The sequence below is a fragment of the Histidinibacterium lentulum genome (assembly GCF_003789055.1).
GTDB lineage: Bacteria > Pseudomonadota > Alphaproteobacteria > Rhodobacterales > Rhodobacteraceae > Oceanicola > Oceanicola lentulus.
Genome location: NZ_ML119082.1, coordinates 22,862 through 45,787, shown reverse-complemented (window position 1 = coordinate 45,787; position 22,926 = coordinate 22,862). Strand labels below are relative to the sequence as shown.

Below are 22,926 nucleotides of genomic sequence, written 5' to 3'. Positions count from 1 at the left end.
CGCGGCCGGACCTGCCCGACGATCCCTCTCAACGCACGAAAGCCCGATCCGTTGCGTGGCTGCCGCAGCCGGCACGGCTCCGGAGCGGCCCCCGGCGGCTACCCGGCGGGGGCCTTCTCCAGCCCGAAGGCGTCGTGCAGCGCCTGCACCGCGAGTTCGAGGTACTTGCGGTCGATCAGCACCGAGATCTTGATCTCGGAGGTGGTGATCACCTTGATGTTGATGTTCTCGGATTTCAGCGCCGCGAACATCTGCGCGGCGACCCCGGCGTGGCTGCGCATGCCGATGCCCACCACGGAGACCTTGCAGACCTCGGTATCGGCCACGAGGTCGTGGTAGTTGATCTCGCCCCTGGCCTTGGCCTCGGACATGGCCTTCTCGGCCCGCGGCACCTCCTCCACGGGGCAGGAGAAGGTCATGTCCGTCCGCCCGTCCTCGGAGATGTTCTGGACGATCATGTCCACGTTCACCCCCGCCTGCGCCAGCGGGCCGAAGATCGCCGCGGCGATGCCGGGCCGGTCGGCCACGGAAATCAGCGTCATCTTCGCCTCGTCGCGGCTGAAGGCCACACCGGCCACAACATTGCTTTCCACGATATCCTCCTCGTCGCAGACGAGCGTGCCCGCCGCGTCGTCCATCTCCTCGAAGCTCGACAGCACGCGCAGGCGCACCTTGTAGCGCATGGCCAGCTCGACCGAGCGCGTCTGCAGCACCTTGGCGCCCAGCGAGGCCAGTTCCAGCATCTCCTCGAAGGCGATGCGGTCGAGCTTGCGCGCCTTCTTCGTGATCCGCGGATCGGTGGTGTAGACCCCGTCCACGTCGGTGTAGATGTCGCAGCGCACCGCGCCGAAGGCGGCGGCAAAGGCGACGGCGGTGGTGTCGGACCCGCCCCGCCCGAGGGTGGTGATCCGCCCCTCGGGGCTGATCCCCTGAAAGCCCGCCACGACCGCCACCTTCATCCCCTGGGCGAAGCGACCGAGGATGTTCTCGGTCGGGATTTCCTCGATCCGCGCGGCGCCGTGGGCGGAACTCGTCTTCAGGGGCACCTGCCAGCCCTGCCAGGACCGCGCGGGAATATCCATCTCCTGGAGCGTCAGCGCCATCAGCCCCGCGGTGACGTTCTCGCCCGAGGAGACGACGGCGTCGTATTCGCGCGCGTCGTAGAGCGGCGAGGTCTCGCGCACCCAGCCCACGAGCTCGTTGGTCTTGCCGGCCATGGCCGAGACGATGACGATGACGTCATGGCCCTTGGCGACCTCGACGCCCACGCGCTTGGCGGCCCGCCGGATGCGGTCCGGAGTGGCGACGGAGGTGCCGCCGAATTTCATCACAAGTATGGACATCGCCCCTCGCGCGCCCCGAAAATCGCTCCGGCTCTTACGGCGCGGGGCATGGCCCTGCAAGCGCCTCCCGCGACGTCGCCGCCACCCCTGCATTTTTCTGGCCCGAAATATCCCGGGGGGAGCGGCGAAAGCCCCCGGGCTTTCGCCGCGGGGGGCAGCGCCCCCCCCGCCGCCCGGTTCCGCCTCGGGCGGGGCCGGGCTCCGGGCAGCGCGCCGAAGGCGCTCCTCAGCCGTAGGTCGCCAGCATCTCGCGCAGGTCGGAAAGCGTGTTGATCTCGCTCGCGGGCTTGTCGCGGCGCCAGCGCGCCATGCGGGGAAAGCGCAGCGCGACACCCGACTTGTGGCGCGGACTTTCCTGGATGCCCTCGAAGGCGATCTCGAAGACATGTTCGGGCGTCACCTGCCGCACCGGGCCGAAGCGCTGCAGCGTGTTCTTGCGCACCCAGGCGGTGATCTGGCGGAACTCGGCGTCGGTGAGGCCCGAATAGGCCTTGGTGAACGGCACGAGATCGGCGCCGTCGCGCACCGCGAAGGTGAAGTCGGTGAAGAGGTTGGCCCGGCGTCCCGAGCCCGACTGGGCGTAGATCATCACCGCGTCGATGGTCAGGGGATCGACCTTCCATTTCCACCAGTCGCCCTTCTTGCGGCCCGAAAGATAGGGCGAGGACCGGCGCTTGAGCATCAGCCCCTCGGCGGCATGGTCGCGGCTCTCGGCGCGGGTCGCCGCCAGGACGTCCCAGTCCTCCGCCGAGACATCCGCGGAGAGGCGGACCGGCGCGTCGGCGGGCACCGTCGCGACGAGCGCAGCGAGGCGCGCCCGCCGCTCGGTGAAGGGCAGCGGGCGGATGTCGGTGCCGTGCTCCTCCAGGAGGTCGTAGGCCATCAGGATGACGGGGCTCTCCTCCAGCAGCTTCTTCGGCACGGTCTTGCGGCCGATGCGCTTCTGCAGGGCGTTGAAGGGAAGCGGTCGCTCGCCCGCGAAGGCAAGGACCTCGCCGTCGATCACCGTGCCCGGGGGCAGCCAGTCCCGCAGGCGCGCGAATTCCGGGAAGCGGTCCGTCATCAGTTCCTCGCCCCGGGACCAGAGGTGATGCTCGCCGCCGCGCAGCACGAGCTGGCCGCGGATGCCGTCCCACTTGCGCTCCGCGAACCAGTCGGAGGCGGGACCGAGATCGTCGGTCTCCTCGCGCTGGTAGGCGAGGTAGAAGGGGTAGGGCCGGCTCAGGTCCGCGGTGGGATCGGACGCCTCGATCAGGCTTTCCCAGGTGACGCTCCCCGGCGTCCATGCGCCCATCAGGCGGTGGGTCAGCTCCGCCTCGTCCCGGCCCGTGGCCTGCGCCAGCGCGCGGGTCATCAGCTTCTGGCTCACGCCGAGGCGGAACCCTCCCGTCAGGAGCTTGGTGAAGAGGAGCCGCTCGGTCCGCTCCATCCCGTCCCAGGCCGCGAGGATGCCGGACTTGCGCTCCGCCTCTCCGGCCATCGACAGCTCCGCAAGGCGCGCGATCCAGTGGTTGAGGGGGCGGTCGTCCGTCCGGTCGGGCGGCGGCAGCACGAGGCTGATCGTCTCGGCGAGGTCGCCCACGACCGGATAGCTCTCCTCGAAGAGCCAGAGCGGGATGCCCGCCCGCTCCGCCGCCCATTCCCGCAGCGTCGTCGTGGTGATGACCCGGCGCGGGCGGCGGCCCGAGAAGAGCGCCACGCACCAGAGCTTGTCGGCGTCCTCCGCCGTGCGGAAGAACTCCGCGAGGGCCGCCACCTTGACGGTGGTCTTCGTGGACTGGTCGAGGGCGGTGAAGAGGCGGGCGAAGTCCTGCATCGGTCAGGCCGCCGTGTCGCCGGTGCCGCCTCGGGCTCCGGCCCCGTCGCCTGACCCGGCCTCGGCTCCGCTCTCGGCGGCGGCATCGAGGCTCTCGCCCTCGTAATCCGTCTCCACGACGGCGGCGTCGTAGCCGCGGGTCTCGAGCCAGCGGCGGAAGACGGAGGTATAGCCATGGGTGACGAAGATGCGCTCCGCCCCGGTCGCCGCGATGGCGGCGTTGAGGCCCTCCCAGTCGGCATGGTCGGACACGACGAAGCCGCGGTCGGCGGCGCGCCTGCGGCGCACGCCGCGCAGGGCCATCCAGCCCGAGGCGAAGGCGGTGGAGGCGCCGCGGAACCCCTTCGGCCAGGCCCCTCCCAGGGCCGAGGGCGGCGCGAGGATCATCGCACCCGGATGGTCCTTCGCGGTCATGTCCGGGGCGAGGCGGATCGTGTCCGGCAGCGCGATGCCTTCGGCGCGCAGGACCTCGTTCACGTTCTCGACGGCGCTGTGGGTCAGGATCGGGCCGATGGAGGGGTCGAGATCGGTCAGCAGGCGCTGGGCCTTGCCGAGGCTGTAGGCCCCGAGGATCGAGGGGCGGCCGGCCGCGGCATTCGCCGCCCACCAGCCGTTGATCTCCGCGCGCAGCGCCTCGAGCGGGGTCCAGTTGAATACCGGCAGGCCGAAGGTGCATTCGCTGACGAAGGCATGGCAGCGCACCGGCTCGAAGGGTTCGCTGAGCCCGTCCTCCGCGGTCTTGTAATCGCCCGAGACGACCCAGACCTCCCCGCCGACCTCGACCCGGATCTGCGCCGACCCCGGAACGTGGCCCGCGGGATGGAAGGAGACGCGCGCCCCGTCGATCCGGCGGGTCTCGCCGTAGGGGATCGTCGAGACCTCGATCTCGCCCAGCCGGTGGCGCATCACCGCCGCGGTGCGCGGCGTGGCGAGGTAGCGCCCCATGCCCCAGCGCGCATGGTCGGAATGGGCATGGGTGATCAGCGCGCGGTCCGCCGGGCGCCAGGGGTCGATGTGGAAATCCCCCGCCGGGCAGTAGATGCCGCGGTCGGTGAAGGTCAGGACGCTCATGTCCGAGAGGTAGGCCGGCGGGGCGCATCCTGCCAGCCGGTCTCCCGAAGGGAGTATTTCCGGCCAGATGAGGATCAGACCGTTTCGGCGAAATGGGCCGCGATGGCGTCGAGAACCTTCGTGCGGATCGCGGGCGTCTCCATCAGCACCTCGTGCTGCGCGCCTTCTAGCGTGACGAGGCGTCCGCCGGGCCAGCGCGCCATGCGGGCGGTGATGCGCGCGGGATCGACGATGGCCTCCTCGCTGCCGAGGAAGGTGAGTGTGGGAACCTCCGGCGCAGGCATCCGGGCCAGGGCGCGCGTCTCGCTGAGCGCCTCGTGCAGCCAGTGGAGGGACGGACCGCCCAGCGCGAGATCGGTATGGCGCTCGATCTGGTGCTTCATCCAGGCCAGCATGTCGGGGTCCGTGGTCAGCGTGTTGTCGGCGGGATCGGCGCCGAGGACATAGGGCGCCGAGCTCTGCCCCGGCGCCAGCAGATGCGAGAAGCGCAGGGGCTTCGACAGCGCCGAGAGGCCCCAGGCCGCCGAGCGCTTCAGCGCCTGCATCCGGATGCCCCACATCGGCGCGGAAAAGACCGCCCGCGGCGTGGCGTAGCCGCGCATCAGCGCCCGGAGCCCGATGCAGCCGCCCATGGAATGGGCGAGGAGCAGGTAGGGCCGGGGCAGGCCCACGGCCTCGGCATAGGCCATCAGGGCGTCGGCATCGGCCTGGTAGTCGGCAAAGCGGTTCACATGGCCGAGCAGCCGGTCGGGTTGCATGCGCGCGGAAATGCCCTGGCCGCGCCAGTCGATGGCCGCCGCCGCATAGCCGCGTTCGGCGAGCGCGCCGGCGTCGCGGCCATATTTCTCGATGTATTCCGTCCGGCCCGGGAAGATCAGAACGGTGCCGCGGGCGCGCGGGTGCGGCCAGTGCCCGACCCGCAGCCGCAGCCCGTCCGGCGCCGTCACCCAGTGCGCCGCACCGCCGGGGGGGGCGTCCGCGACCTCGGTGAAGAGGGGCGCGGGCTCCACCTCAGCCGAGGATGGCGGCAAGGCGCATCGCGGCGCCCATGTCCCCGTCGAGCTTCAGCTTGCCGGTCATGTAGGCCGCGGTCGGGTTCTGCTCGCCGTCGAGGATCGCCCGGAAGGTCTCGGTATCGGAGGTCAGGGTCACGTCCGCCTCCTCGTCGCCCGCACGGGCGCCCGCGCGGTCGATCATCAGCGCGCCCTCGTCCTCGATCACGAACTTGGCGGTGCCGTCGAAGCCCTCGCCGCCCATCTTCTCGTTCAGCCGGCTCACCGCCTCGGCCACCACGTCGCTCATGTTGCGTCCTCGCGTCTTGTTCACGTCGCCGTTCCGTGACGAGCGGGGGCTGGTGCCGGGCCGCCTGTCCTCTACATTGGGAGATATGACGAGCATGAACGATGTCATCAAACAAGTCGTCGCGTCCTGCGCGGTAATCCTCTGCATGGGCGCACCGGCGACCGCGGAAACGGTCGACGAGATGTTCGAGCGGCTTGCCGCCGCTTCGAGCGCCGAGGAGGCGCGCCGCATCGAGGCGCGGATCGCGACCGAATGGTCGAAGAGCGGCTCGCCGGCGATCGACCTCCTGTGGCAGCGCGGGCGCGATGCGCTGGAGGCGGGCGACGCGCACGCGGCGATCGAGCATTTCACCGCCGCGATCGACCACGCCCCGGGGTTCGCCGAAGCCTGGCACGGGCGGGCAACCGCCTATTTCATGGCCGAAGCCTTCGGACCGGCGCTGGACGACATCCGCGAGACGCTGGTCCTCAACCCGCGCCATTTCGGCGCCATGCGGGGCCTTGCCATCATCATGGAGCAGATCGGGGAGGAGGAGACCTCGATCGAGGTCATGGACCGGATTCTCGCTATACATCCCTTCATGGAGGATGTAGCCGAGGCCCGGAACAGACTGACGCTGAGACTGGACGGCCTGCCGCTCTGACGGCACCGCGGCGTCCGGTCCTCGGGGACGGAGACCATGCAGTCCCGCATCACCGCCCTTCTGGGGCCCACCAACACCGGCAAGACGCACCATGCGATCGAGCGGATGCTGGCGCATCGCACGGGCATCATCGGCCTGCCGCTGCGGCTTCTGGCGCGCGAGGTCTACGAGAGGGTGAAGGCGCAGCGCGGGCCCTCCGTCGTGGCACTGGTCACGGGCGAGGAGCGGATCGTGCCGGAGCGGACGCAGTACTGGGTCTGCACCACGGAGGCGATGCCCGAGGGGATCGGCTGCGAGTTCCTCGCCATCGACGAGATCCAGCTCTGTGCCGATCCCGAGCGGGGCCATGTCTTCACCGACCGGCTGCTGAACGCGCGCGGACTGAACGAGACGATGTTCCTCGGGTCCGAGACCATGCGCGGGGCGATCGCGGCGAAAGTGCCGGGTGTGCAGTTCATGCGCCGGGAAAGATTCAGCGAGCTGAGGTATTCAGGTTCGAAAAAGACAAGCCGGATGCCGCCACGGTCGGCAATCGTGGGGTTCTCGGTTGAAAATGTGTATGCCATCGCCGAGCTCCTGCGCCGTCAGAAGGGCGGGGCGGCGGTGGTGATGGGGGCGCTCAGCCCGCGCACGCGCAATGCGCAGGTGGAGATGTACCAGTCCGGCGAGGTCGATTACCTCGTGGCCACCGACGCCATCGGCATGGGGCTCAACCTCGATATCGACCACGTCGCCTTCTCCAGCCTCGTGAAGTTCGACGGTCGGCGGATGCGGCCGCTCATGCCGCACGAGCTGGCGCAGATCGCGGGGCGCGCGGGGCGGCACATGAACGACGGGACATTCGGCGTCACCGGCGAGGCGGGGGAGATCGACGAGGGCGTGGTGGAGGCGATCACCAGCCACAGCTTCGCCCCGGTCAGGAAGCTGCACTGGCGCAACGCGCGGCTGCGGTTCGGACGGCTCGACGCGCTGATCGCCTCGCTCGAGGAGCGCACCGACGATCCCTGGCTCAGCCGGATGCGCGAGGCGGACGACCTCGGGGCGCTGAAGGCGCTGGCGGCGGATGCCGAGGTGGCGGCGCGGGCCTCGGACGCGGCTTCGGTTCGGCTCCTGTGGGATGTCTGCCGGATCCCGGATTTCCGGGGCATCAGTCACGCGGAACATGCGGGTCTCCTGCGCGATATCTTCGGATTCCTGCACCAGACGGGGCGGGTGCCCGATGCGTGGATGGCGAGGCAGGTGGCGCGGATCGACCGGACGGACGGCGACATCGACACGATCTCGAAGCGGCTGGCGTATATCCGCACATGGACCTACGTCGCGCAGCGCCGGGGCTGGTGCGAGGACGAATCCCGTTGGCGCGAGGAGACGCGCGCTGTAGAAGACCGGTTGTCCGATGCGCTCCACGGCGCTCTGACCCAAAGATTTGTGGACCGGCGCACGAGCGTGCTGATGCGCCGGCTCAAGCAGAAGGAGGGCCTCTTGGCCGAGGTGAACGACAAGGGCGAGGTGACCGTCGAAGGTCAGTTCGTCGGGCGGCTCGAAGGCTTCCGCTTTCGCCAGGACAGGACCGGTGCGGCCGACGAGGACAAGACCGTCCGTCAGGCCAGTCACCAGGCGCTTGCCCCGCATTTCCACCTGATGGCGGATCGCTTCTACAACGCGCCCGACACCGAGCTCGATTTCACCGAGCAGGGCGGCCTGATGTGGGGCGGCCTTGCCGTGGGCAAGCTGGTGCGGGGCGACGATCCGCTGCGGCCGCAGGTGCAGGCCTTCGTCGACGAGGAGGTGGCCGAGGCCGTGGCCCAGAAGGTGGCGCGGCGGCTCCAGCATTTCATCGACCGCAAGCTTGCCAAGGACTTCGAGCCGCTCCTGAAACTGCGGGACGACTCCGCGTTGCAGGGGCTCGCGAAGGGGTTCGCCTTCCGCATGGTCGAGGCGTTCGGCATCCTGCCGCGAGGCGATGTCGCCGCCGAGGTCAAGGCGCTGGACCAGGACGCGCGGGGCGCGCTGCGGCGCCATGGCGTGCGCTTCGGGCAGTTCACCGTGTTCCAGCCGCTCTTGCTGAAGCCCGCGCCGACTCGGCTGCGGCTGGTGCTGTGGTCGCTGGCGAAGGGGTTCGACAATTTCCCGGAGGCGCCGCCCCCGGGCCTTGTCACCGTGCCCGCCTCTCGCGGGGCGGAACCGGGGGTCTGGACCATGTCGGGCTATCGCGCCGCGGGCGACCGGGCGATCCGGATCGACATGCTGGAGCGTCTGGCCGACATGCTGCGCGACCGCGACAGCCGCGGCGGGTTCGAGGCGACGGCGGACATGCTGTCGATCACCGGCCTGACGCTGGAGCAGTTCGCCGGGCTGATGGAGGGTCTGGGCTACCGGGCCGAGAAGGGCGAGCGGGTCAAGGTGAAGACCGCGCCCGCGGCCGCCGCGGCTCCGACGCCCGAGACCGCAGAGGCGCCCGACGCGCAGGTGCCAGAGCCTCCGCCCGAACCCCCGCCGGGGCAGCCCCCGCCGGGCATCCCGCCCGAGGGCCCGCCGGAGACGCCGCCCGACGCGCCCGATCCCGAGGTGCCGCCCGCCCCGCCCGAGCCCGACCTGCCCGAGGTGCCCCCCGGCGTGCCGGACCCGGACCTGCCGCCCGAGATCCCGCCCACGACGCCCGACGAACTCGGGGCCGAGGCGCCCGCGGAGATGGAGGTGTTCTACACCTTCACCTGGGCGCCGAAACGCGACCGCGGCCCGCGCCGCGAAGGCCAGAAGGGACGTCCGTCGAAGGCCGCGCAGGGGCCGAAGGGCGGCAAGGGACAGAAGGGCCGCGGCCCGAAGGGCGCCGACAAGGGCCCGCGCACGGTGACCGCCGCGCCGCCGAAGCCGGACAAGCGGATCGACCCCGACAATCCCTTCGCCGCGGCTCTGGCGGGGTTCAAGACCAACTGAGGCGCGGGTGGAGCCCCGCCCCACGCTGCGCCTCGACAAGTGGCTCTGGCAGGCCCGGTTCTTCAAGACCCGGGGCCTCGCGGCCGCCATCGTGTCGGGAGGCAGGGTCCGGGTGGACGGCTCGCCCGTCTCGAAGCCCGCGCGCGCGGTGGGGCCGGGCGACGTGCTCACCTTCCCCCAGGGTGACGCGGTGCGCGTCGTGCGCATCCTCGCGCTCGGCACGCGGCGGGGACCCGCCCCCGAGGCGCGCGCCCTCTACGAGGACCTGACCACGGCCGCGCCGGACCGGGGCCCGCCGGCGGCCCCGGCGCCGCGCTTCGACGGGGGCGGGCGGCCCTCGGCGAAGGACCGCCGCGACCTGTCGAAGCACCTGGGTCGGGGCGACGCCGAGGGTGGTTGAAGCCACCGTCAACTTCACTTACCACCCCTTTGACTCAAGTTTAGGCGACTTCATGACCTATATCGTCAACGACAACTGCATCGCCTGCAAATACACCGACTGCGTCGAGGTGTGCCCCGTGGATTGCTTCTACGAGGGCGAGAACATGCTGGTGATCCATCCCGACGAATGCATCGACTGCGGCGTCTGCGAGCCCGAGTGTCCGGCCGATGCGATCCGTCCGGACACCGAGCCGGACATGGAGAAATGGGTCGAGTTCAACCGAAAGTATGCCGAGGCCTGGCCCGTGATCATCACGCGGAAGGACCCGCTGCCCACCGCCGAGGAAATGGACGGCAAGCCCGGCAAGATGGAGCTCTTCTCCGAGAAGCCCGGCGAGGGCGGCTGAGGCGGCAGCAGACGGCCCGGACGGGGGAGATGCGCAAGGGTGCTTTCGCAGGCGCCCCGAATATGGTATGCTCCCGCTCAATGCTGCTGGATTCCTGATCCCGAGACATGTCGCACGAACCGACGGAGGCCATGGTCACCGGCGGTTTTCTGTGGTCTCGCGGCCCGGGGGCGTTTTCGGAAGGACCCGCCATGACCAAGACCAAGAAGACCGATTTCTCGCCCAATGATTACGTGGTCTACCCCGCGCACGGCGTCGGGCAAATCGTGTCGATCGAGAAGCAGGAGGTCGCGGGCTTCGAGCTGGAACTCTTCGTCATCTCCTTCGAGAAGGACAAGATGACCCTTCGCGTGCCCACACACAAGGCCGAGGAGGTGGGCATGCGCTCGCTCTCGTCGCCCGATGTGGTGGCCCATGCCATGAAGACCCTGCGCGGCAAGGCCAAGGTCAAGAAGGCCATGTGGTCGCGCCGGGCGCAGGAATACGAACAGAAGATCAACTCGGGCGATCTCATCGCCATTGCCGAGGTGGTGCGCGACCTGCACCGCGCCGACGACCAGCGCGAGCAGAGCTATTCCGAACGCCAGCTCTACGAGGCGGCGCTGGAGCGTCTGACCCGGGAAATCGCCGCGGTGGCCGGCAACGACGAGACCGCCGCCGCCCGCGAGATCGGCGAAGTGCTGGTGTCGCGCGCCGCCTGACCGGCCGACGGTCCACGAGACTGCACAGCCGCGGGTCCTGCCCGCGGCTGTGTCGTTCCGGGGGCTTTTCCGGATTACGCCGTGTCCACAACGCTGCGCAGCGGTCTCCTTCCCCAGGGACAGGGCAAGGGGGCAGGTCGGGTCGTGGCGACGGCGCGGGCGCAATCGGAGTCGTGATCGTGTCGGGTGTCGTGGCCCTTGCTGCGTTCCTGCCCGCGGTCCTCGAGCTTGCCCCTCTGCGGTGGTGCTCGAACTCCTGTTCGGCGTGGTCATCGGCCCTGGCGAGCTCGGCGCTGGCGGTCGCGAGCGGTGCCATGCCGGGGTTGGTGCGGCGCGGCGCTCGTGGCGGGCGCCGTCCTCACGGTCATCGTCTCCCCCGCTCTCGCCACGCGGGTTCTGGCGCGGGACGCGGCCTGGCGGCCTTGCCCGGACCGGGGCCCTGTGACAGGCTTGCCCTAGGGTAAACGGCGGAGAGGACGATGGCGGACCGAAGCCTTGGCCGCACGGCGAAGAATCTCTTCCTTGCCCTTCTCAACGCCACGCTGATCCTTCTGGCCCTCTGTCTCTGGCTTGCGTGGAACGTGCTGTCGACGGCGGAACGGGTGTCCGAACAGATGGCGGTGGCGGCTGGAACCGTCACGCCGCTCAGGGAGGGCATCGAGGCGCTGACCGCCGAAATCGCGGGCGCGCGCGCCGATGTCGCGGACCTGCGCGTCGGTCTCGAAGCCTCGGAGACCGGGTCGGCGGACCAGGTGGCCGAGCGGCTGGCCGGGATCGAGGCGGAGATGGCGCGCCTTCGCGGCGCGCTTCAGGATCTCAGCATCGACCCCGATCCGCTGATCGACCGCGCCATGACCGCGGCCTTCGCCGAACTGCGGGGCCTCACCGCCGATCTGGTGGAGGTGGTGCGACCCGACTCCGAACCGGCACCCGACCCCGCGCCGGGCGGCTGAGCCAGGCACGGAAATCCGAAGAAATTCCTGACCCGTCGTCCCGAAATCCCGTTGCAGGAATTTTTTTTCAGATCAATGAGATGACCCTCCGTCCACGTGTGGACGCCCCGGCAGGACCGGCGGCAGGGCCCGCGCCGGTGCGGGACTCCTCGCTCCCCTCTCCGGTCCATCCACGGCTTGACGAAGCGGCAGGGCGTGCCCCACCGTTCGGCCAACGGATGCGGTCGGCGAGGGGGAGCCACGGATGACCACTTTCGACGGCGCCCCCGGAACCGGGGCGGAGCCTCGCTACTGGCGCCTCTCCGCCTTCGGGCTGACCGTCGCGGCGGTCTTCTTCGTGGCCTCGCTGACCCCTTCCATGATCCCCCGCGCGCCGCTGATGCAGGGCGTGCTTTCCGGGCTGTCCGCCGCGGCCGGCTACGGCCTCGGCGCCCTGGCGGTCTGGATCTGGGGGCGCGCGCTGCTCCTGCCGCTGCCGGAGCCGGGCGAGGACCGGGAAGTGCGCTTCGCCTTCTTCGCGCTCACCCTGGCGCTCGCGCTCTACGGCCTCTGGCGCGCGGCGGACTGGCAGAACGCCACCCGCCGGGTGATGGAGCTGGAGCCCGTGGGCACCGCCCATCCCCTGACCGTCGGCCTCGTCGCCCTTGTCGTCTTCACCCTGCTCTGGGGCCTCGGCAGCGTGGTTCCTCTGGCCGCGCGGCGCGCGGGTCACGCGCTGGCGCGCATCATGCCGGGCCGGACCGGTCCGGTCCTGGGCGCCGTTCTGGCGCTCTGGCTGCTCTGGGCTCTGCTGAACGGCGTGGTGATCCGGCAGGTCATGACCGTGGCCGACGGCCTTTTCGCCGCGATCGAGGAGACCTTCGACGAGGGAAGCGAGCCGCCGGCCGACCCGATGATGACCGGCTCGGAGGCGTCGCTGGTGACCTGGGAGGAACTCGGCAACCGCGGCCGCGACTTCGTCGCGCGGACGCCCGATCCCGCGGAGATCGCCGCCTTCACCGGCGCGGAGGCCCTGCGCCCGGTGCGGGTCTACGTCGGACGCACCTCCGCCGACACCGCCCGCGCGCGCGCCGAGCTGGCGCTGGAGGAGCTGATCCGCCAGGGCGGGTTCGAGCGCGAGATCCTCATCGTCACCACCCCGGTGGGCACCGGCTGGATGGACCCCGGCAGCCACGACGTGGTCGATTTCATGTGGAACGGCGACACCGCCCATGTGGCCGCGCAGTATTCCTACCTGACCTCGGTGCTGTCGATCCTGACAAACGTCGAGTACGGCTTCGACCAGGCCCGCGCGCTCTTCGACGTGGTTCACGACCACTGGACCGCGCTGCCCGAGAACGACCGCCCCCGGCTCTATATCCACGGGCTGAGCCAGGGCGCGCTCAACAGTCAGGCGACGCTGCCCTTCGCGGACATGCTGGCCGACCCGATCGACGGCGCCTTCTGGGCCGGATCGCCCTTCCTGAGCCCGGTCTGGGCCGGCATCCGCCGGGACCGGGAGACAGGCAGCCCGGCGTGGCGGCCGGTCTACGGCAACGGCTCGCTCGTGCGGGTCTCGAACCAGGAGAACACCTACGAACAAGCCGCGGCGCCCTGGGGGCCGATCCGGCTGGTGTTCCTGCATTACGGCAGCGATCCCATCGTGAATTTCGACTTCGCCACGATCTGGCGCGCGCCGGACTGGCTGACCGAGGAGCCGCGCGCGCCGGACGTGGCGCCCGAAATGCGCTGGTTCCCGCTGGTGACCGCCTTCCAGACCGCGCTCGACATGACTGCAGCGCTGGGGGTGGAGGGCTACGGCCATTTCTACGTCGACGACGACTATATCGACGCCTGGGCCGCGCTGACCGATCCGCCGGGCTGGTCGGCGGAGCGGGCCGAGGCCCTGCGCGCCGTCTTCGATGCCCGTCCGCCGCCCTGGTGAGCTGTCAGAGCACCGGCGCGAAGAGCCGGGCCACGGGCGCGCCAAGGCGGATCCGCGCCCGCTGCTCGGGCAGGGTCTTGTCCAGCTGGTAGGCGCGGGCGAAGTCCCGGACGAGGAACGCCTCGACCTCTTCCGCCGCGCGGATGTCGAAGGCGACCGCCATGGCCTCGAAGTTCAGCCGGAACGAGCGGTTGTCGAGATTGGTCGTCCCGATGGCCGCGAGGGTGTCGTCCACCAGCACGACCTTCGAATGCATGAACCCGTCGGTATAGCGCCAGATCTCCACCCCGGCGCGTCGCAGTTCGTCGAAATAGGCGAAGGCGGCGAGCCAGGGGATCTGGTGGTCGATCACCTCGGGCACGAGGATGCGCACCTCCACCCCGCGCAGGGCGGCCTGCTTCAGCGCCGACAGCACATCCGTATCGGGCACGAGGTAGGGTGAGGCGATCCAGACCCGTGTCTTCGCGGCGACGATGGCGGAGATGAAGAAGAGCGCGCCGGTCTCCATCGCGTCGGCGGGCCCGGTGGGCACCAGCAGGGCGGTCATGTTCCCGGCGGCGTGGGGCGGCGTCCAGTCGAGCGCGTCGAGGATCACCTCGTGCTTCGCCCAGTGCCAGTCCTCGGCGAAGATGAGCTGAAGCTGCGCCACGATGGGACCGCTCAGCTCCACATGGGTGTCGCGCCAGTTCCCGAAGGCGGGGTCGAGGCCCATGTATTCGTCGCCGACGTTCAGCCCGCCGGTGAAGCCGACGCGGCCGTCCACCACCACGGTCTTGCGATGGTTGCGGAAATTGATCTGGAAGCGCCAGCGCGGACGGCGCCCCTCCCGCGGATGGGCGATCTCGACACCGGCCCGCGACAGCGTCCTGTAATAGCTGTCGGGAAGTCCGTAGCTGCCGACGGCATCCGCCATGAACCGCACCTTGACCCCGCGCCCGGCGGCGGCGATCAGACGGTCGCGGAAGGCTCGGCCGAGGCCGTCGTCCCGGACGATGTAGAACTGCACGAGGACGTAGCTTTCCGCGGCGTCGATGGCGGAGAAGATGGCGTCGAAGGTCTCCTTGCCGTCGATCAACGATCGGAAGCCGTTGCCCCGGACGGCAGGAAGGGCGGCGATCTTCTCGAAGGGCCCGGGATCAAGGGTCGGCCGGCTTTCCGGAGCGTTGTTCTGCGCATGGTCCCGGAGCGCCTGTATCACCCGCTCGCTGTCGCGCCGCGAGATCAGGTAGCCGCGGTAGCGGTGGTGCCCGAGAAAGAGGTAGAGGATCACCCCGATATAGGGCGCGGCCAGCAGCACGACGACCCATCCCACCGCTCCCTGCGGCGTCCGGGCCGAGGCGATGGCCCGCCAGGCACACCAGACCGCCGCCGCCTGCAGCGCAAGGACGAGGGCCACGAGGAGGGCGGTCCACATCAGGCCGCCCCCCGCCGATCGGGTCTTCTCATCATGTCTTCAGCCAGAATCCGCGGTATCAGGTCCCGCTCCCCGGCGGCTTGCCGGCCTGCTGCGCGGCGCGCTCCGCCCGCTCGGCCGCGGCATTGGCCCGCGCCGTCGCCTCTTCGGTGGCGGCCCGCGTATCCCTGTTCCTCTCGGAAAGCTGCTTGAAGACATAGATCGGCAGCAGGATCGAGGCGAGGAGGCTGCCCAGCCAGACCAAGAGCGTGGCGGCCAGCAGGTTGGAGATGCCGCCGATCTCCATGGAGGGCATGATGAACGCGGTCACGAGGAGGCCGACGAAGATGGTGATGAGCGCGATCCCTCCCAGAAGCTGCGGCATGTGTTTCATCGACATCTTCGTCACCAGCGGGCCCGCGATCGTCTGCACGAGGGAGAAGATCAGCACGGCAACGACGAAGGCGAGGAAATCGATCGTGAACCCGGGCAGAAGCAGGACCGCGACCAACAGACCCACGGCATTCGCGATCAGGTAGGCGGCGGTCGAAATCAAGAGCCGAATCATGTCGGATCTCCCCGTTTTACCCCATTTTCCAGAGGCTAGCCGCGCACCCGTGGCAGGGCAATGGCCGCCGGCCCGAGGCGCCCGGGACGCGGCCGGGGGCATTCGTGGCAGGTGGGTGACCCTGCGTCTTGCCGCAGGGGCCGCGCTCGTCCAATCCTTGCATCGGGTGCGCCGGTCGCCGCGGGATCAGAACCCCGGCGAGACGGGCATCGCCTGCCCCGTCCGTCGACCGCCTCTTGCGGGAGAGACGGGGCACAGAACCCCGGGGTCCGACACCCGGCGCAATCGAGGAGGGAAGCGAGTCATGGATCGTCCCATCGTATCCATCATCACGGGCCTCATCGCCTTCATCGGGGGCTTCATGGCCCTGTTCAATCCGCTCGCGGCGACCCTTACGGCCACCGCGCTCGCCGGATGGTTCTTCATCCTGATCGGAGTGCTGCAGATAGTGGCCGCGTTCCGCGGCGAGGGATGGGGGGCAAAGATCCTCTACGCGATCATGGGGGTCGTCTTCCTGCTGCTCGGCACGAATCTTCTGAGCGAACCGCTCGCCGGGGTCCTGTCGCTGACCCTGCTGGTCGCGATCCTGTTCCTCGTCGGAGGCGTGATCAAGATCGGCATGTCCTTCGCCCTAGGTCTCGGCCAGTTCTGGCCCCTCGCAGTCAGCGGCGTGCTGTCGCTGATCCTCGCGTTCATGATCTTCACCAATTTCCCCGGATCGGCCGTCGTGACCCTCGGCCTTCTGCTCGGGGTGGAACTGCTGTCCACCGGCGTGTCGCTCATCTCCTTCGGGATGGCCGCCCGAAGGCCAGGCACCGCATGAACCGGCCCGGCCGGCCCCTGCAGAAGGCCGGCTGGGCGGACATCCCGCCGATTGACCCGGCATGAGCGCGATGACCTCTCTTTTCCGCGGTCTTGCGGATGCGTTTTCCAGCGCGAAGGTGCGCAGCCTCTTGGCGTTCACCTTCGCCTTGATCGCGCTGGCCACGGTCGTGTTCTGGCTGCTGGAGGACTGGAGCCTCCTGCAAGCCGCCTTCTTCGCCGTGGCGACGATCTCGACAGTGGGCTATGGCGATGTCGTGCCGGAGACGGTGGCGGGCAGGATCTTCTGCATGGTTTATATCCTCGTCGGGCTCGGTGTCTTCGTCGCCGCGGCGACCGCTGTGGCAGAGGCGCTGATTGCCCGCAGGGAACAAGACCTGAGCCCGGGTGGCGACCGTGACGGAAACGGCGGTTGATCCCGGCGGCGTCGAGCTGCGGCGTTCGGGTGGGGGTCCGTCGTGTTCCGGGACAGAAGTGCGGCGCTTGCCGACGACCTCGCCGATCCCCGAGGGCATGACGGACGGCCTGCCTCAGAGAGCGCGCCAGCCGATGTCGGCGCGGTGGAAGCCTTCGGGCCAGTCCACGGCGCGGGCGAGCGCATATGCCCGGTCGCGGGCCTCGGCGAGGGTGGCGCCCCGGCCGGTGGCGGAAAGGACACGACCTCCGGCGGAGAGGGTCCTGCCCTCGGCGGCCCTCGTCCCCGAATGGAAGAGCATCTGCCGACTGTCGCCCGCAAGCGCGTCAAGGCCGCGGATCTCGGTGTCTTTCGCATAGGGTCCGGGATAGCCGCGGGCGGCAAGGACCACCGTCAGCGCGTGGTCGTCCGCCCAGTGCGGGGAGACCTCGGAGAGGCGGCCCTCTGCGCAGGCCTGAAACAGGTCGAGCGCCTGGGCCCCGAGGCGCATCATCAGCACCTGGGCCTCCGGATCGCCGAGGCGCACGTTGTATTCCACGAGCCGCGGCGCGCCGTCCTCGATCATCAGCCCGGCGTAGAGGATGCCGCTGAAGGGCGTACCCTGCCGCGCGAGAACCGCCATGGTGGGGCGGATGATCTCGGCAAGCGCGCGTTCGGCCACGACATCGGTCAGGACGGGAGCGGGGGAATAGGCGCCCATGCCGCCGGTGTTGGGGCCGGTGTCGCCGTCGCCCGCGCGCTTGTGGTCCTGGGCGGTCCCGATGGGCAGCACCGTCTCGCCGTCGACAAGGCAGAAGAAGCTCGCCTCTTCGCCCCGCAGAACCTCCTCGATCACCACCTCGGCGCCGGCGGCCCCGAAGGCGCCGCCGAACATCGCCTCGAGCGCCTCGAGCGCCTCGTCCTCGGTTTCGGCCACGACGACGCCCTTGCCCGCTGCGAGGCCGTCGGCCTTGACAACGATGGGCGCGCCGACCCGGGCAATATGGGCGCGGGCCTCGGCGAGGTTCTGGAATTTGGCATAGGCCGCCGTGGGCGCGCCCGCCGCGTCGCAGATCGCCTTGGTAAAGCCCTTGGAGGCCTCGAGCCGGGCGGCGGCGGCCGAGGGACCCAGCACCGGCAGGCCCGCGTCGCGCAGGCGGTCGGCCACACCGGCTGCAAGCGGCGCCTCGGGGCCGACGATGGTCAGGTCCACGGCGTTCTCCACGGCGAATTGCGCTACGGCGTCGCCGTCGAGGATGTCCAGGTCGGGGGTCTCGGCGATCTCGGCGATCCCCGCATTGCCCGGTGCCACGATCAGCCTGTCGCATTTGGGGTTCTGCAGGACCGCCCAGGCGATGGCGTGCTCGCGGCCGCCCGATCCGAGGATGAGGATGTTCACCGGTCCCGCCTTCGTCTCTTTTCCCAGCCGTCCGCGCGTTCTAGGGTCGGGGTCCGCCAAGGACAAGGGGGCCGCCCGTGGACCTGATCGACGATCCCGCGCCGGGAGGAAACCTGCCGGAATACTCCGTCTCCGAGGTGTCGGGAGCGGTGAAGCGCACGCTCGAGGACGCCTTCGGACGCATTAGGGTCCGGGGCGAGGTCGGGCGCGTGGTGCGTGCGCGGTCGGGGCATCTTTATTTCGATGTCAAGGACGACCGCAACGTTCTGGCCTGCACCACCTGGCGCGGCCAGGTCGAGGGCCTGTCGGTGATCCCCGAGGAGGGAATGGAAGTCGTGGTGACGGGCCGGATGACGGCCTATGGCGGGCAGTCGAAATACAACCTCAACGCCGAGCAGGTGACCGTCGCGGGCGTGGGCGCGCTGATGGCCATGTTCGAAAAGCGCAAGGCGGCGCTCGAGAAGGAGGGACTTTTCGCCGCGGAGCGCAAAAAAGTGCTACCCTACCTGCCAGAGGTTATCGGGGTGGTGACCTCGCCCACCGGGGCGGTGATCCGTGACATCCTGCACCGGCTGAGGGACCGCTTTCCACGCAAGGTGCTGGTCTGGCCGGTCGCGGTGCAGGGGCCATCCTGCGCCGGGGAGGTGGCGCGGGCCATCGCGGGGTTCAACGCGCTGGCGCCGGGGGGCGCGCTGCCGAGGCCCGACCTTCTGATCGTGGCGCGCGGGGGCGGGTCGATCGAGGATCTCTGGGGGTTCAACGAGGAGGTCGTTGCGCGGGCCGCGGCGGCAAGCGCGATCCCGCTGATTTCCGCGGTGGGCCACGAGACGGACACCACGCTGCTGGATTTCGTCGCCGACCGGCGTGCGCCGACGCCAACGGCGGCGGCGGAGATCGCGGTGCCGGTGCGGCTGGAACTGCTGGCCGGGGTCGAGAATTTCGGCGCGCGGTCGGTGCGGGCGGTGGAACAGGGGCTGCAGGCGAGACGCCAGCGGCTGCGGGATCTCGCGCGGGGGCTGGGTCGGCCGCAGGCCCTGGTGGAGCCCGCGCGTCATCGGCTCGACGGTCTCGAGGGGCGCCTGCCCGCGGCGCTGCGGGCGGTGGTCTCCGCCCGGCGGGTCCGGCTGGGAGAGGCGGCGGGCGCCTTGCGGCCTTCGGTCGTGAGCGGCCGGGCGATGGAGGCGCGGCGGCGCCTGATGCGCGAGGCGGCGCGGCTCGGACCGGCACTTGCACGCGGTGTCGCGGCGCAGAGACGCGATTTCGCCAAATGCGAGATGCGGCTTCGGCCGGAGCGGCTGCAGGCCATGCTGGGACAGGAGCGTCGGGCGCTGGACGGACTGTGCGACAGGCTCGCACGGGTGGCCGTCGCGGAGGGCCGGACACGGCGGGAGCGGCTCGGCTCGGTGGACCGCCTTCTGGAGACCCTGAGCTATCGCGCGACGCTGGCGCGCGGCTATGCGGTGGTGCGCGGGGACGGCGCGGTGGTCACGAGAGCCGCGGAGGCGCGACAGTCGAAGCTGCTGGAGATCGAATTCGCCGATGGACGGATGAGTCCCGGCGCGGGATCGCGGCAGAGGTCGCGGAGCGCGGAGGAGCCGCCGGAACAGGGCTCTCTGTTCTGACGGCGGCGGGTCAGGACCCGAAGTTCGGGCAGATCATGTCCTCTGTGCTCTCCCGCGCCTCGTAGAGCGGTGTTCCGAACGGGTCGTCGACGAGCACGGTCCTGAGGCGGTCGCCCTCGAGGTAGACGAACCAGCATTGCGGATCGTCCGGCGCGGTGTCGTAGATGAAGCATATTGCTTCGCCCTCGGGATACCAGCTGCCGATCGCGCAATGGTCGTCGAAGACGGACCAGAGCACACGGCGGTCGTCCATGTAGCGCTCGATGCCATAGGGCTGGCCGTTGGCCTCGAAGGTGAGGGTCCGGCCCTCGACATGGGATTCGAACTCCTCGGCGGTCATGGGGGTCTCCGCCCCTGCAGCACCGGCGGAGATCAGGAGGGCGAGGGTCCCTGTGACGCTGCGGAAGAACTTCATGGCAGAGAGACTGCCCGAGGCGGCCGAGCGATGCCAGACCCGGCCCGTCACGCCGCCGTGAGGGGGGACACGGGGCGCGCGCGCCAGCGGGCGGCGCGGCGGTCCATGAGCCGCCGCCACGCGCCGGGCCAGAGCGCGATGCAGGCCATCACGGGCAGGCTGCGCGGCAGCATGGGGCCGCGCTCGGGCAGGGTCAGGGCCGGATAGGCGCGGCGGGGATGGGCGTGGTGATCCGAATGGCGCGGCGCGTTCAGCAGCATGGCGGAGGTGAGGGGATGGGGGGCGTTCCAGCTGTGCTGCGGCCCCACGGGCTCGGGCTTGCCGTCCGGGCCGGTGGCGCGCTGGAGTCCGTAGTGCTGCACATAGTCAGACAGGAGAAGCTGGCTGCTCGCGAAGCCCGCGAGAGCGATATGCGCGGCGATCCCGCCCCATCCGCCGATGAGCGCAGAGAGGCCGAGGGCGGCCAGCGCACCGCCCGAATAGAGAATGTAGGGGTGGCGCCACGCCGGTTTGCCGGCTCTCGTGCGGCGCGCGGTTTCCGCCCGGAGGCCCGCGCGGAAAGAGCCGATCCAGGCCCGCGGCAGGAAGCGCCAGTAGCTTTCGCCCGGGCGGGCCGAGTTCGGATCGCGGAGGGTGGCGACGTGCACATGATGCACCAGCGGATGGGCGGAGGCGTGGTGGCCGAAGAGGAGCGCGGAGTAGACGGCGACGCCGAGCCCGCGCAGCCCGCGGCTGCCGCGGTGGATCAGCTCATGGGCGTTGGCATTGCCGATCTGGCCGAGGCAGAGGCCCGTCGCCGAGAAGAGCAGCGCCTTTTCGACGGGCTCCAGCGCGTCGCCGGAGAGGGCGGCGACGGACAGGAAGAGAAGGCCGAGATGACCTGAGGCGAGCAGGGCGGACAGCCCGTCGGCCACGGGAAATTCCTCGGCGTCCGGCAGGGCCGGCAGGGTGCGCGCCACGGCCTCGTCCAGCACGAAGGCGAGGAGCGTGATGTAGAGAACCGCGAGTCCCGCCCATGGCCCGCCCCAGAGGGCCGCCGCGGCGATCAGCGGCAGGGGCATGGCCGCGGCAGCGGCGAAGAGGGGCAGCGGCGTCATCATCGGCGCGAGGCTAGCATGTATTCCGTGCGCGAACATGGCCGGGAACGGGCAGAAGCGCGGCAGAGCGGCCCTTTCAAATCGGCGCGGCGGGGGTTACCTCGGTCCGAACCATACGAGGCTGAGAATGGCGTTTTTCCGCAAGCTGAAGGACCGGCTCTTCAAATCCTCCTCGAAACTCGAGGACGGGCTGGAGGCCATCGTCTCCGACGCGGCGGAGGAGGCGCCGCCCGACGCGGCGGAGGAGGCGCCCCCCGCACCGCAGCACGCCACTCCGGCGCCCGCGCCGGTCGCACCGCTGTTGCCCGCCGCGGAGGAAGAGGGCGGGCCGGGGCTTCTCGCGCGGCTCGTGGGACGGGGGGAGGCCGCGGCGCCGCGCCGCGTGCTGGACGACGAGATGCTGGAAAGCCTCGAGGAGTTGCTGATCACGGCGGACATGGGGGTCGACACCTCGGTGCGCGTGGCGGCGAACCTCGCCGAGGGGCGCTATGGCCGCAGGGTCTCGACGCGCGAGATCAAGGAGGCGCTGGCCGCCGAGATCGCCGCGATCATGGAGCCCGTTGCGCGACCCCTGCCGCTTTACCCGGTGACGCCGCAGGTGGTGCTCGTCGTGGGCGTGAACGGATCGGGCAAGACGACGACCATCGGCAAGCTGGCCAGCCAGTTCCGCGCGGCGGGCAAGTCCGTGGTGATCGCGGCGGGCGACACGTTCCGCGCTGCCGCGGTGGAACAGCTCCAGATCTGGGGCGAGCGTGCGGGTGTGCCGGTGCTGACCGCGCCCGAGGGATCGGACCCGGCGAGCCTCGCGTTCGATGCGCTGACGAAGGCCCAGGCGGAGGGTGCGGACCTTCTGATGATCGACACCGCGGGGCGGCTGCAGAACCGGGCCGACCTCATGGAGGAGCTGGCCAAGATCGTGCGCGTCCTGAAGAAGAAGGACCCCGAGGCGCCGCACAACACGCTGTTGGTGCTGGACGCCACGACCGGCCAGAACGCGATCAGCCAGGTGAAGACCTTCCGGCAGATGGCCGATGTATCGGGCCTCGTGATGACGAAGCTCGACGGAACGGCGAAGGGCGGCGTGCTGGTGGCGCTCGCCGATACCTTCGGACTGCCGATCCATGCGATCGGCGTGGGCGAGCAGATCGACGATCTCGCGCCCTTCGATCCCGAGGAATTTGCAGCGGCTCTGGTGGGGCTCGACGCCTAGTCCTGCCCGTCGTTGAGGCCGGTCCGGGTTTCGAGCCAGCCCAGCACGGAGATCACGATCAGCACCAGCACTGTGGCCATGGCGGCGAGCGGAACCTCGCCCGCGCCGCAGGCGAGTCCGATCGCGCCCGAAAGCCAGAGCGCCGCACCTGTGGTGATGTTGCGGACCTTGCCGCCCGAGGTGAAGATCAGACCCGCCGCCAGAAAGGCCACGCCCGCGGTCACGGCCTCGATCAGACGCAGCGGGTCGATGCTGTGGGAGCCATTTTCCCCGAAGGTGAGATCGCCGAGTTCGAGACCGACGATCACGAAGAGCGCGGCGCCCGCGCTGACGAGGACATGGGTCCTGAGGCCCGCCGGCTTGCCCTTGATCTCGCGCTCCAGCCCGATCAGCGCGCCGAGCACGAGGGCCGCGACAAGGCGCGCTGCGGAGACGACGGGGGACACTTCGTTGAACCCGCTCAGCAGGTCGGTCTTCAGGGCATCGAGCACGCGGGCACCTCCGCCGGTCGAACGCGAGGCCGATCCG

Annotated in this window: 22 protein-coding genes; 11 read left to right on the top strand and 11 right to left on the bottom strand. The window is 70.1% G+C overall.

What is annotated here, in order from left to right; all coding sequences use genetic code 11:
* Positions 1–98: 98 nt before the first annotated feature.
* The 5 genes from EAT49_RS03270 to EAT49_RS03250 form a co-directional block, all read right to left on the bottom strand.
* Positions 99–1,343, bottom strand: coding sequence for an aspartate kinase (locus EAT49_RS03270; protein ID WP_123640876.1), 1,245 nt, complete (start codon positions 1,341–1,343; stop codon positions 99–101).
* Between the two features lie 226 nt (positions 1,344–1,569).
* Entirely contained in the window at positions 1,570–3,159 is a 1,590-nt protein-coding gene (locus EAT49_RS03265) for an ATP-dependent DNA ligase (RefSeq protein WP_123640875.1), read from the bottom strand.
* 3 nt (positions 3,160–3,162) lie between these two features.
* Positions 3,163–4,230, bottom strand: coding sequence for a ligase-associated DNA damage response exonuclease (locus EAT49_RS03260; protein ID WP_123640874.1), 1,068 nt, complete (start codon positions 4,228–4,230; stop codon positions 3,163–3,165).
* Positions 4,231–4,304: 74 nt separating this feature from the next.
* Positions 4,305–5,261: an alpha/beta fold hydrolase gene (locus EAT49_RS03255; RefSeq protein ID WP_246003750.1), complete on the bottom strand. Its 957-nt coding sequence runs from the start codon at positions 5,259–5,261 to the stop codon at positions 4,305–4,307.
* Positions 5,242–5,532: an SCP2 sterol-binding domain-containing protein gene (locus EAT49_RS03250; RefSeq protein ID WP_123640872.1), complete on the bottom strand. Its 291-nt coding sequence runs from the start codon at positions 5,530–5,532 to the stop codon at positions 5,242–5,244. Before EAT49_RS03250 ends, EAT49_RS03255 begins: the two co-directional genes overlap by 20 nt.
* 94 nt (positions 5,533–5,626) lie before the next feature.
* On the opposite strand from EAT49_RS03250, the gene EAT49_RS03245 reads away from it, so the two are divergent.
* The 7 genes from EAT49_RS03245 (at position 5,627) to EAT49_RS03215 (ending at position 13,478) form a co-directional block, all read left to right on the top strand.
* Positions 5,627–6,175, top strand: coding sequence for a tetratricopeptide repeat protein (locus EAT49_RS03245; protein ID WP_246003749.1), 549 nt, complete (start codon positions 5,627–5,629; stop codon positions 6,173–6,175).
* Between the two features lie 36 nt (positions 6,176–6,211).
* Complete coding sequence (locus EAT49_RS03240) at positions 6,212–9,112, top strand: helicase-related protein (RefSeq protein ID WP_123640870.1); 2,901 nt, start codon at positions 6,212–6,214, stop codon at positions 9,110–9,112.
* Positions 9,113–9,119: 7 nt separating this feature from the next.
* Positions 9,120–9,512, top strand: a complete 393-nt coding sequence (locus EAT49_RS03235) for an RNA-binding S4 domain-containing protein (RefSeq protein ID WP_123640869.1) — start codon at positions 9,120–9,122, stop codon at positions 9,510–9,512.
* Between the two features lie 52 nt (positions 9,513–9,564).
* A complete protein-coding gene (gene fdxA, locus EAT49_RS03230) occupies positions 9,565–9,900 on the top strand; it encodes a ferredoxin FdxA (protein ID WP_123640868.1) in 336 nt (111 codons plus the stop codon).
* A gap of 191 nt (positions 9,901–10,091) precedes the next feature.
* On the top strand, positions 10,092–10,601 hold the full coding sequence (locus EAT49_RS03225; protein WP_123640867.1) for a CarD family transcriptional regulator: 510 nt from the start codon (positions 10,092–10,094) through the stop codon (positions 10,599–10,601).
* A gap of 479 nt (positions 10,602–11,080) precedes the next feature.
* Positions 11,081–11,554: a hypothetical protein gene (locus EAT49_RS03220; RefSeq protein WP_123640866.1), complete on the top strand. Its 474-nt coding sequence runs from the start codon at positions 11,081–11,083 to the stop codon at positions 11,552–11,554.
* A 244-nt stretch (positions 11,555–11,798) separates the two neighbouring features.
* Positions 11,799–13,478 carry an alpha/beta hydrolase gene (locus EAT49_RS03215; RefSeq protein WP_123640865.1) on the top strand — a complete coding sequence of 560 codons (1,680 nt, stop codon included), beginning with the start codon at positions 11,799–11,801 and terminating at the stop codon, positions 13,476–13,478.
* A 4-nt stretch (positions 13,479–13,482) separates the two neighbouring features.
* On the opposite strand, the gene cls is transcribed toward EAT49_RS03215, so the two are convergent.
* Positions 13,483–14,892, bottom strand: coding sequence for a cardiolipin synthase (gene cls / locus EAT49_RS03210; protein ID WP_123640864.1), 1,410 nt, complete (start codon positions 14,890–14,892; stop codon positions 13,483–13,485).
* Between the two features lie 58 nt (positions 14,893–14,950).
* Positions 14,951–15,439, bottom strand: a complete 489-nt coding sequence (locus tag EAT49_RS03205) for a phage holin family protein (RefSeq protein WP_123640863.1) — start codon at positions 15,437–15,439, stop codon at positions 14,951–14,953.
* Between the two features lie 304 nt (positions 15,440–15,743).
* Here EAT49_RS03205 and EAT49_RS03200 point away from each other — a divergent pair, with 304 nt between their 5' ends.
* Complete coding sequence (locus EAT49_RS03200; protein ID WP_123640862.1) at positions 15,744–16,262, top strand: HdeD family acid-resistance protein; 519 nt, start codon at positions 15,744–15,746, stop codon at positions 16,260–16,262.
* 61 nt (positions 16,263–16,323) lie between these two features.
* Positions 16,324–16,677 carry a potassium channel family protein gene (locus tag EAT49_RS03195; RefSeq protein WP_123640861.1) on the top strand — a complete coding sequence of 118 codons (354 nt, stop codon included), beginning with the start codon at positions 16,324–16,326 and terminating at the stop codon, positions 16,675–16,677.
* 114 nt (positions 16,678–16,791) lie between these two features.
* Here the strand turns inward: EAT49_RS03195 and purD are convergent, their stop codons facing one another.
* Entirely contained in the window at positions 16,792–18,054 is a 1,263-nt protein-coding gene (gene purD / locus EAT49_RS03190) for a phosphoribosylamine--glycine ligase (protein WP_123640860.1), read from the bottom strand.
* A 77-nt stretch (positions 18,055–18,131) separates the two neighbouring features.
* On the opposite strand from purD, the gene xseA reads away from it, so the two are divergent.
* A complete protein-coding gene (xseA, locus tag EAT49_RS03185) occupies positions 18,132–19,676 on the top strand; it encodes an exodeoxyribonuclease VII large subunit (RefSeq protein ID WP_123640859.1) in 1,545 nt (514 codons plus the stop codon).
* Positions 19,677–19,686: 10 nt separating this feature from the next.
* Here xseA and EAT49_RS03180 read toward each other — a convergent pair whose 3' ends face one another.
* Together EAT49_RS03180 and EAT49_RS03175 are read right to left on the bottom strand one after the other, a co-directional pair.
* The gene (locus tag EAT49_RS03180) at positions 19,687–20,091 is read right to left on the bottom strand and encodes a hypothetical protein (protein ID WP_123640858.1); all 405 of its coding nucleotides are present in this window, start codon (positions 20,089–20,091) and stop codon (positions 19,687–19,689) included.
* 47 nt (positions 20,092–20,138) lie between these two features.
* Positions 20,139–21,188: an alkane 1-monooxygenase gene (locus EAT49_RS03175; protein ID WP_342773815.1), complete on the bottom strand. Its 1,050-nt coding sequence runs from the start codon at positions 21,186–21,188 to the stop codon at positions 20,139–20,141.
* 127 nt (positions 21,189–21,315) lie between these two features.
* Here EAT49_RS03175 and ftsY point away from each other — a divergent pair, with 127 nt between their 5' ends.
* Complete coding sequence (ftsY, locus tag EAT49_RS03170; RefSeq protein ID WP_123640856.1) at positions 21,316–22,398, top strand: signal recognition particle-docking protein FtsY; 1,083 nt, start codon at positions 21,316–21,318, stop codon at positions 22,396–22,398.
* On the opposite strand, the gene EAT49_RS03165 is transcribed toward ftsY, so the two are convergent.
* Positions 22,395–22,889, bottom strand: coding sequence for an MgtC/SapB family protein (locus tag EAT49_RS03165; RefSeq protein ID WP_246003748.1), 495 nt, complete (start codon positions 22,887–22,889; stop codon positions 22,395–22,397). The two genes, ftsY and EAT49_RS03165, sit on opposite strands and share 4 nt — an antisense overlap.
* Positions 22,890–22,926 lie beyond the last annotated feature (37 nt).

What these genes read in the sequence shown, in the direction of transcription:
- EAT49_RS03175 (WP_342773815.1), bottom strand. Translation starts at nt 21,188, where the DNA reads ATGACGCCGCTGCCCCTCTTCGCCGCTGCCGCGGCCATGCCCCTGCCG.
- cls (WP_123640864.1), bottom strand. Translation starts at nt 14,892, where the DNA reads ATGTGGACCGCCCTCCTCGTGGCCCTCGTCCTTGCGCTGCAGGCGGCG.
- EAT49_RS03205 (WP_123640863.1), bottom strand. Translation starts at nt 15,439, where the DNA reads ATGATTCGGCTCTTGATTTCGACCGCCGCCTACCTGATCGCGAATGCC.
- EAT49_RS03200 (WP_123640862.1), top strand. Translation starts at nt 15,744, where the DNA reads ATGGATCGTCCCATCGTATCCATCATCACGGGCCTCATCGCCTTCATC.
- EAT49_RS03240 (WP_123640870.1), top strand. Translation starts at nt 6,212, where the DNA reads ATGCAGTCCCGCATCACCGCCCTTCTGGGGCCCACCAACACCGGCAAG.
- EAT49_RS03270 (WP_123640876.1), bottom strand. Translation starts at nt 1,343, where the DNA reads ATGTCCATACTTGTGATGAAATTCGGCGGCACCTCCGTCGCCACTCCG.
- fdxA (WP_123640868.1), top strand. Translation starts at nt 9,565, where the DNA reads ATGACCTATATCGTCAACGACAACTGCATCGCCTGCAAATACACCGAC.
- EAT49_RS03215 (WP_123640865.1), top strand. Translation starts at nt 11,799, where the DNA reads ATGACCACTTTCGACGGCGCCCCCGGAACCGGGGCGGAGCCTCGCTAC.
- EAT49_RS03260 (WP_123640874.1), bottom strand. Translation starts at nt 4,230, where the DNA reads ATGAGCGTCCTGACCTTCACCGACCGCGGCATCTACTGCCCGGCGGGG.
- EAT49_RS03220 (WP_123640866.1), top strand. Translation starts at nt 11,081, where the DNA reads ATGGCGGACCGAAGCCTTGGCCGCACGGCGAAGAATCTCTTCCTTGCC.
- ftsY (WP_123640856.1), top strand. Translation starts at nt 21,316, where the DNA reads ATGGCGTTTTTCCGCAAGCTGAAGGACCGGCTCTTCAAATCCTCCTCG.
- EAT49_RS03265 (WP_123640875.1), bottom strand. Translation starts at nt 3,159, where the DNA reads ATGCAGGACTTCGCCCGCCTCTTCACCGCCCTCGACCAGTCCACGAAG.
- EAT49_RS03225 (WP_123640867.1), top strand. Translation starts at nt 10,092, where the DNA reads ATGACCAAGACCAAGAAGACCGATTTCTCGCCCAATGATTACGTGGTC.
- EAT49_RS03245 (WP_246003749.1), top strand. Translation starts at nt 5,627, where the DNA reads ATGAACGATGTCATCAAACAAGTCGTCGCGTCCTGCGCGGTAATCCTC.
- EAT49_RS03180 (WP_123640858.1), bottom strand. Translation starts at nt 20,091, where the DNA reads ATGAAGTTCTTCCGCAGCGTCACAGGGACCCTCGCCCTCCTGATCTCC.
- EAT49_RS03250 (WP_123640872.1), bottom strand. Translation starts at nt 5,532, where the DNA reads ATGAGCGACGTGGTGGCCGAGGCGGTGAGCCGGCTGAACGAGAAGATG.
- EAT49_RS03195 (WP_123640861.1), top strand. Translation starts at nt 16,324, where the DNA reads ATGAGCGCGATGACCTCTCTTTTCCGCGGTCTTGCGGATGCGTTTTCC.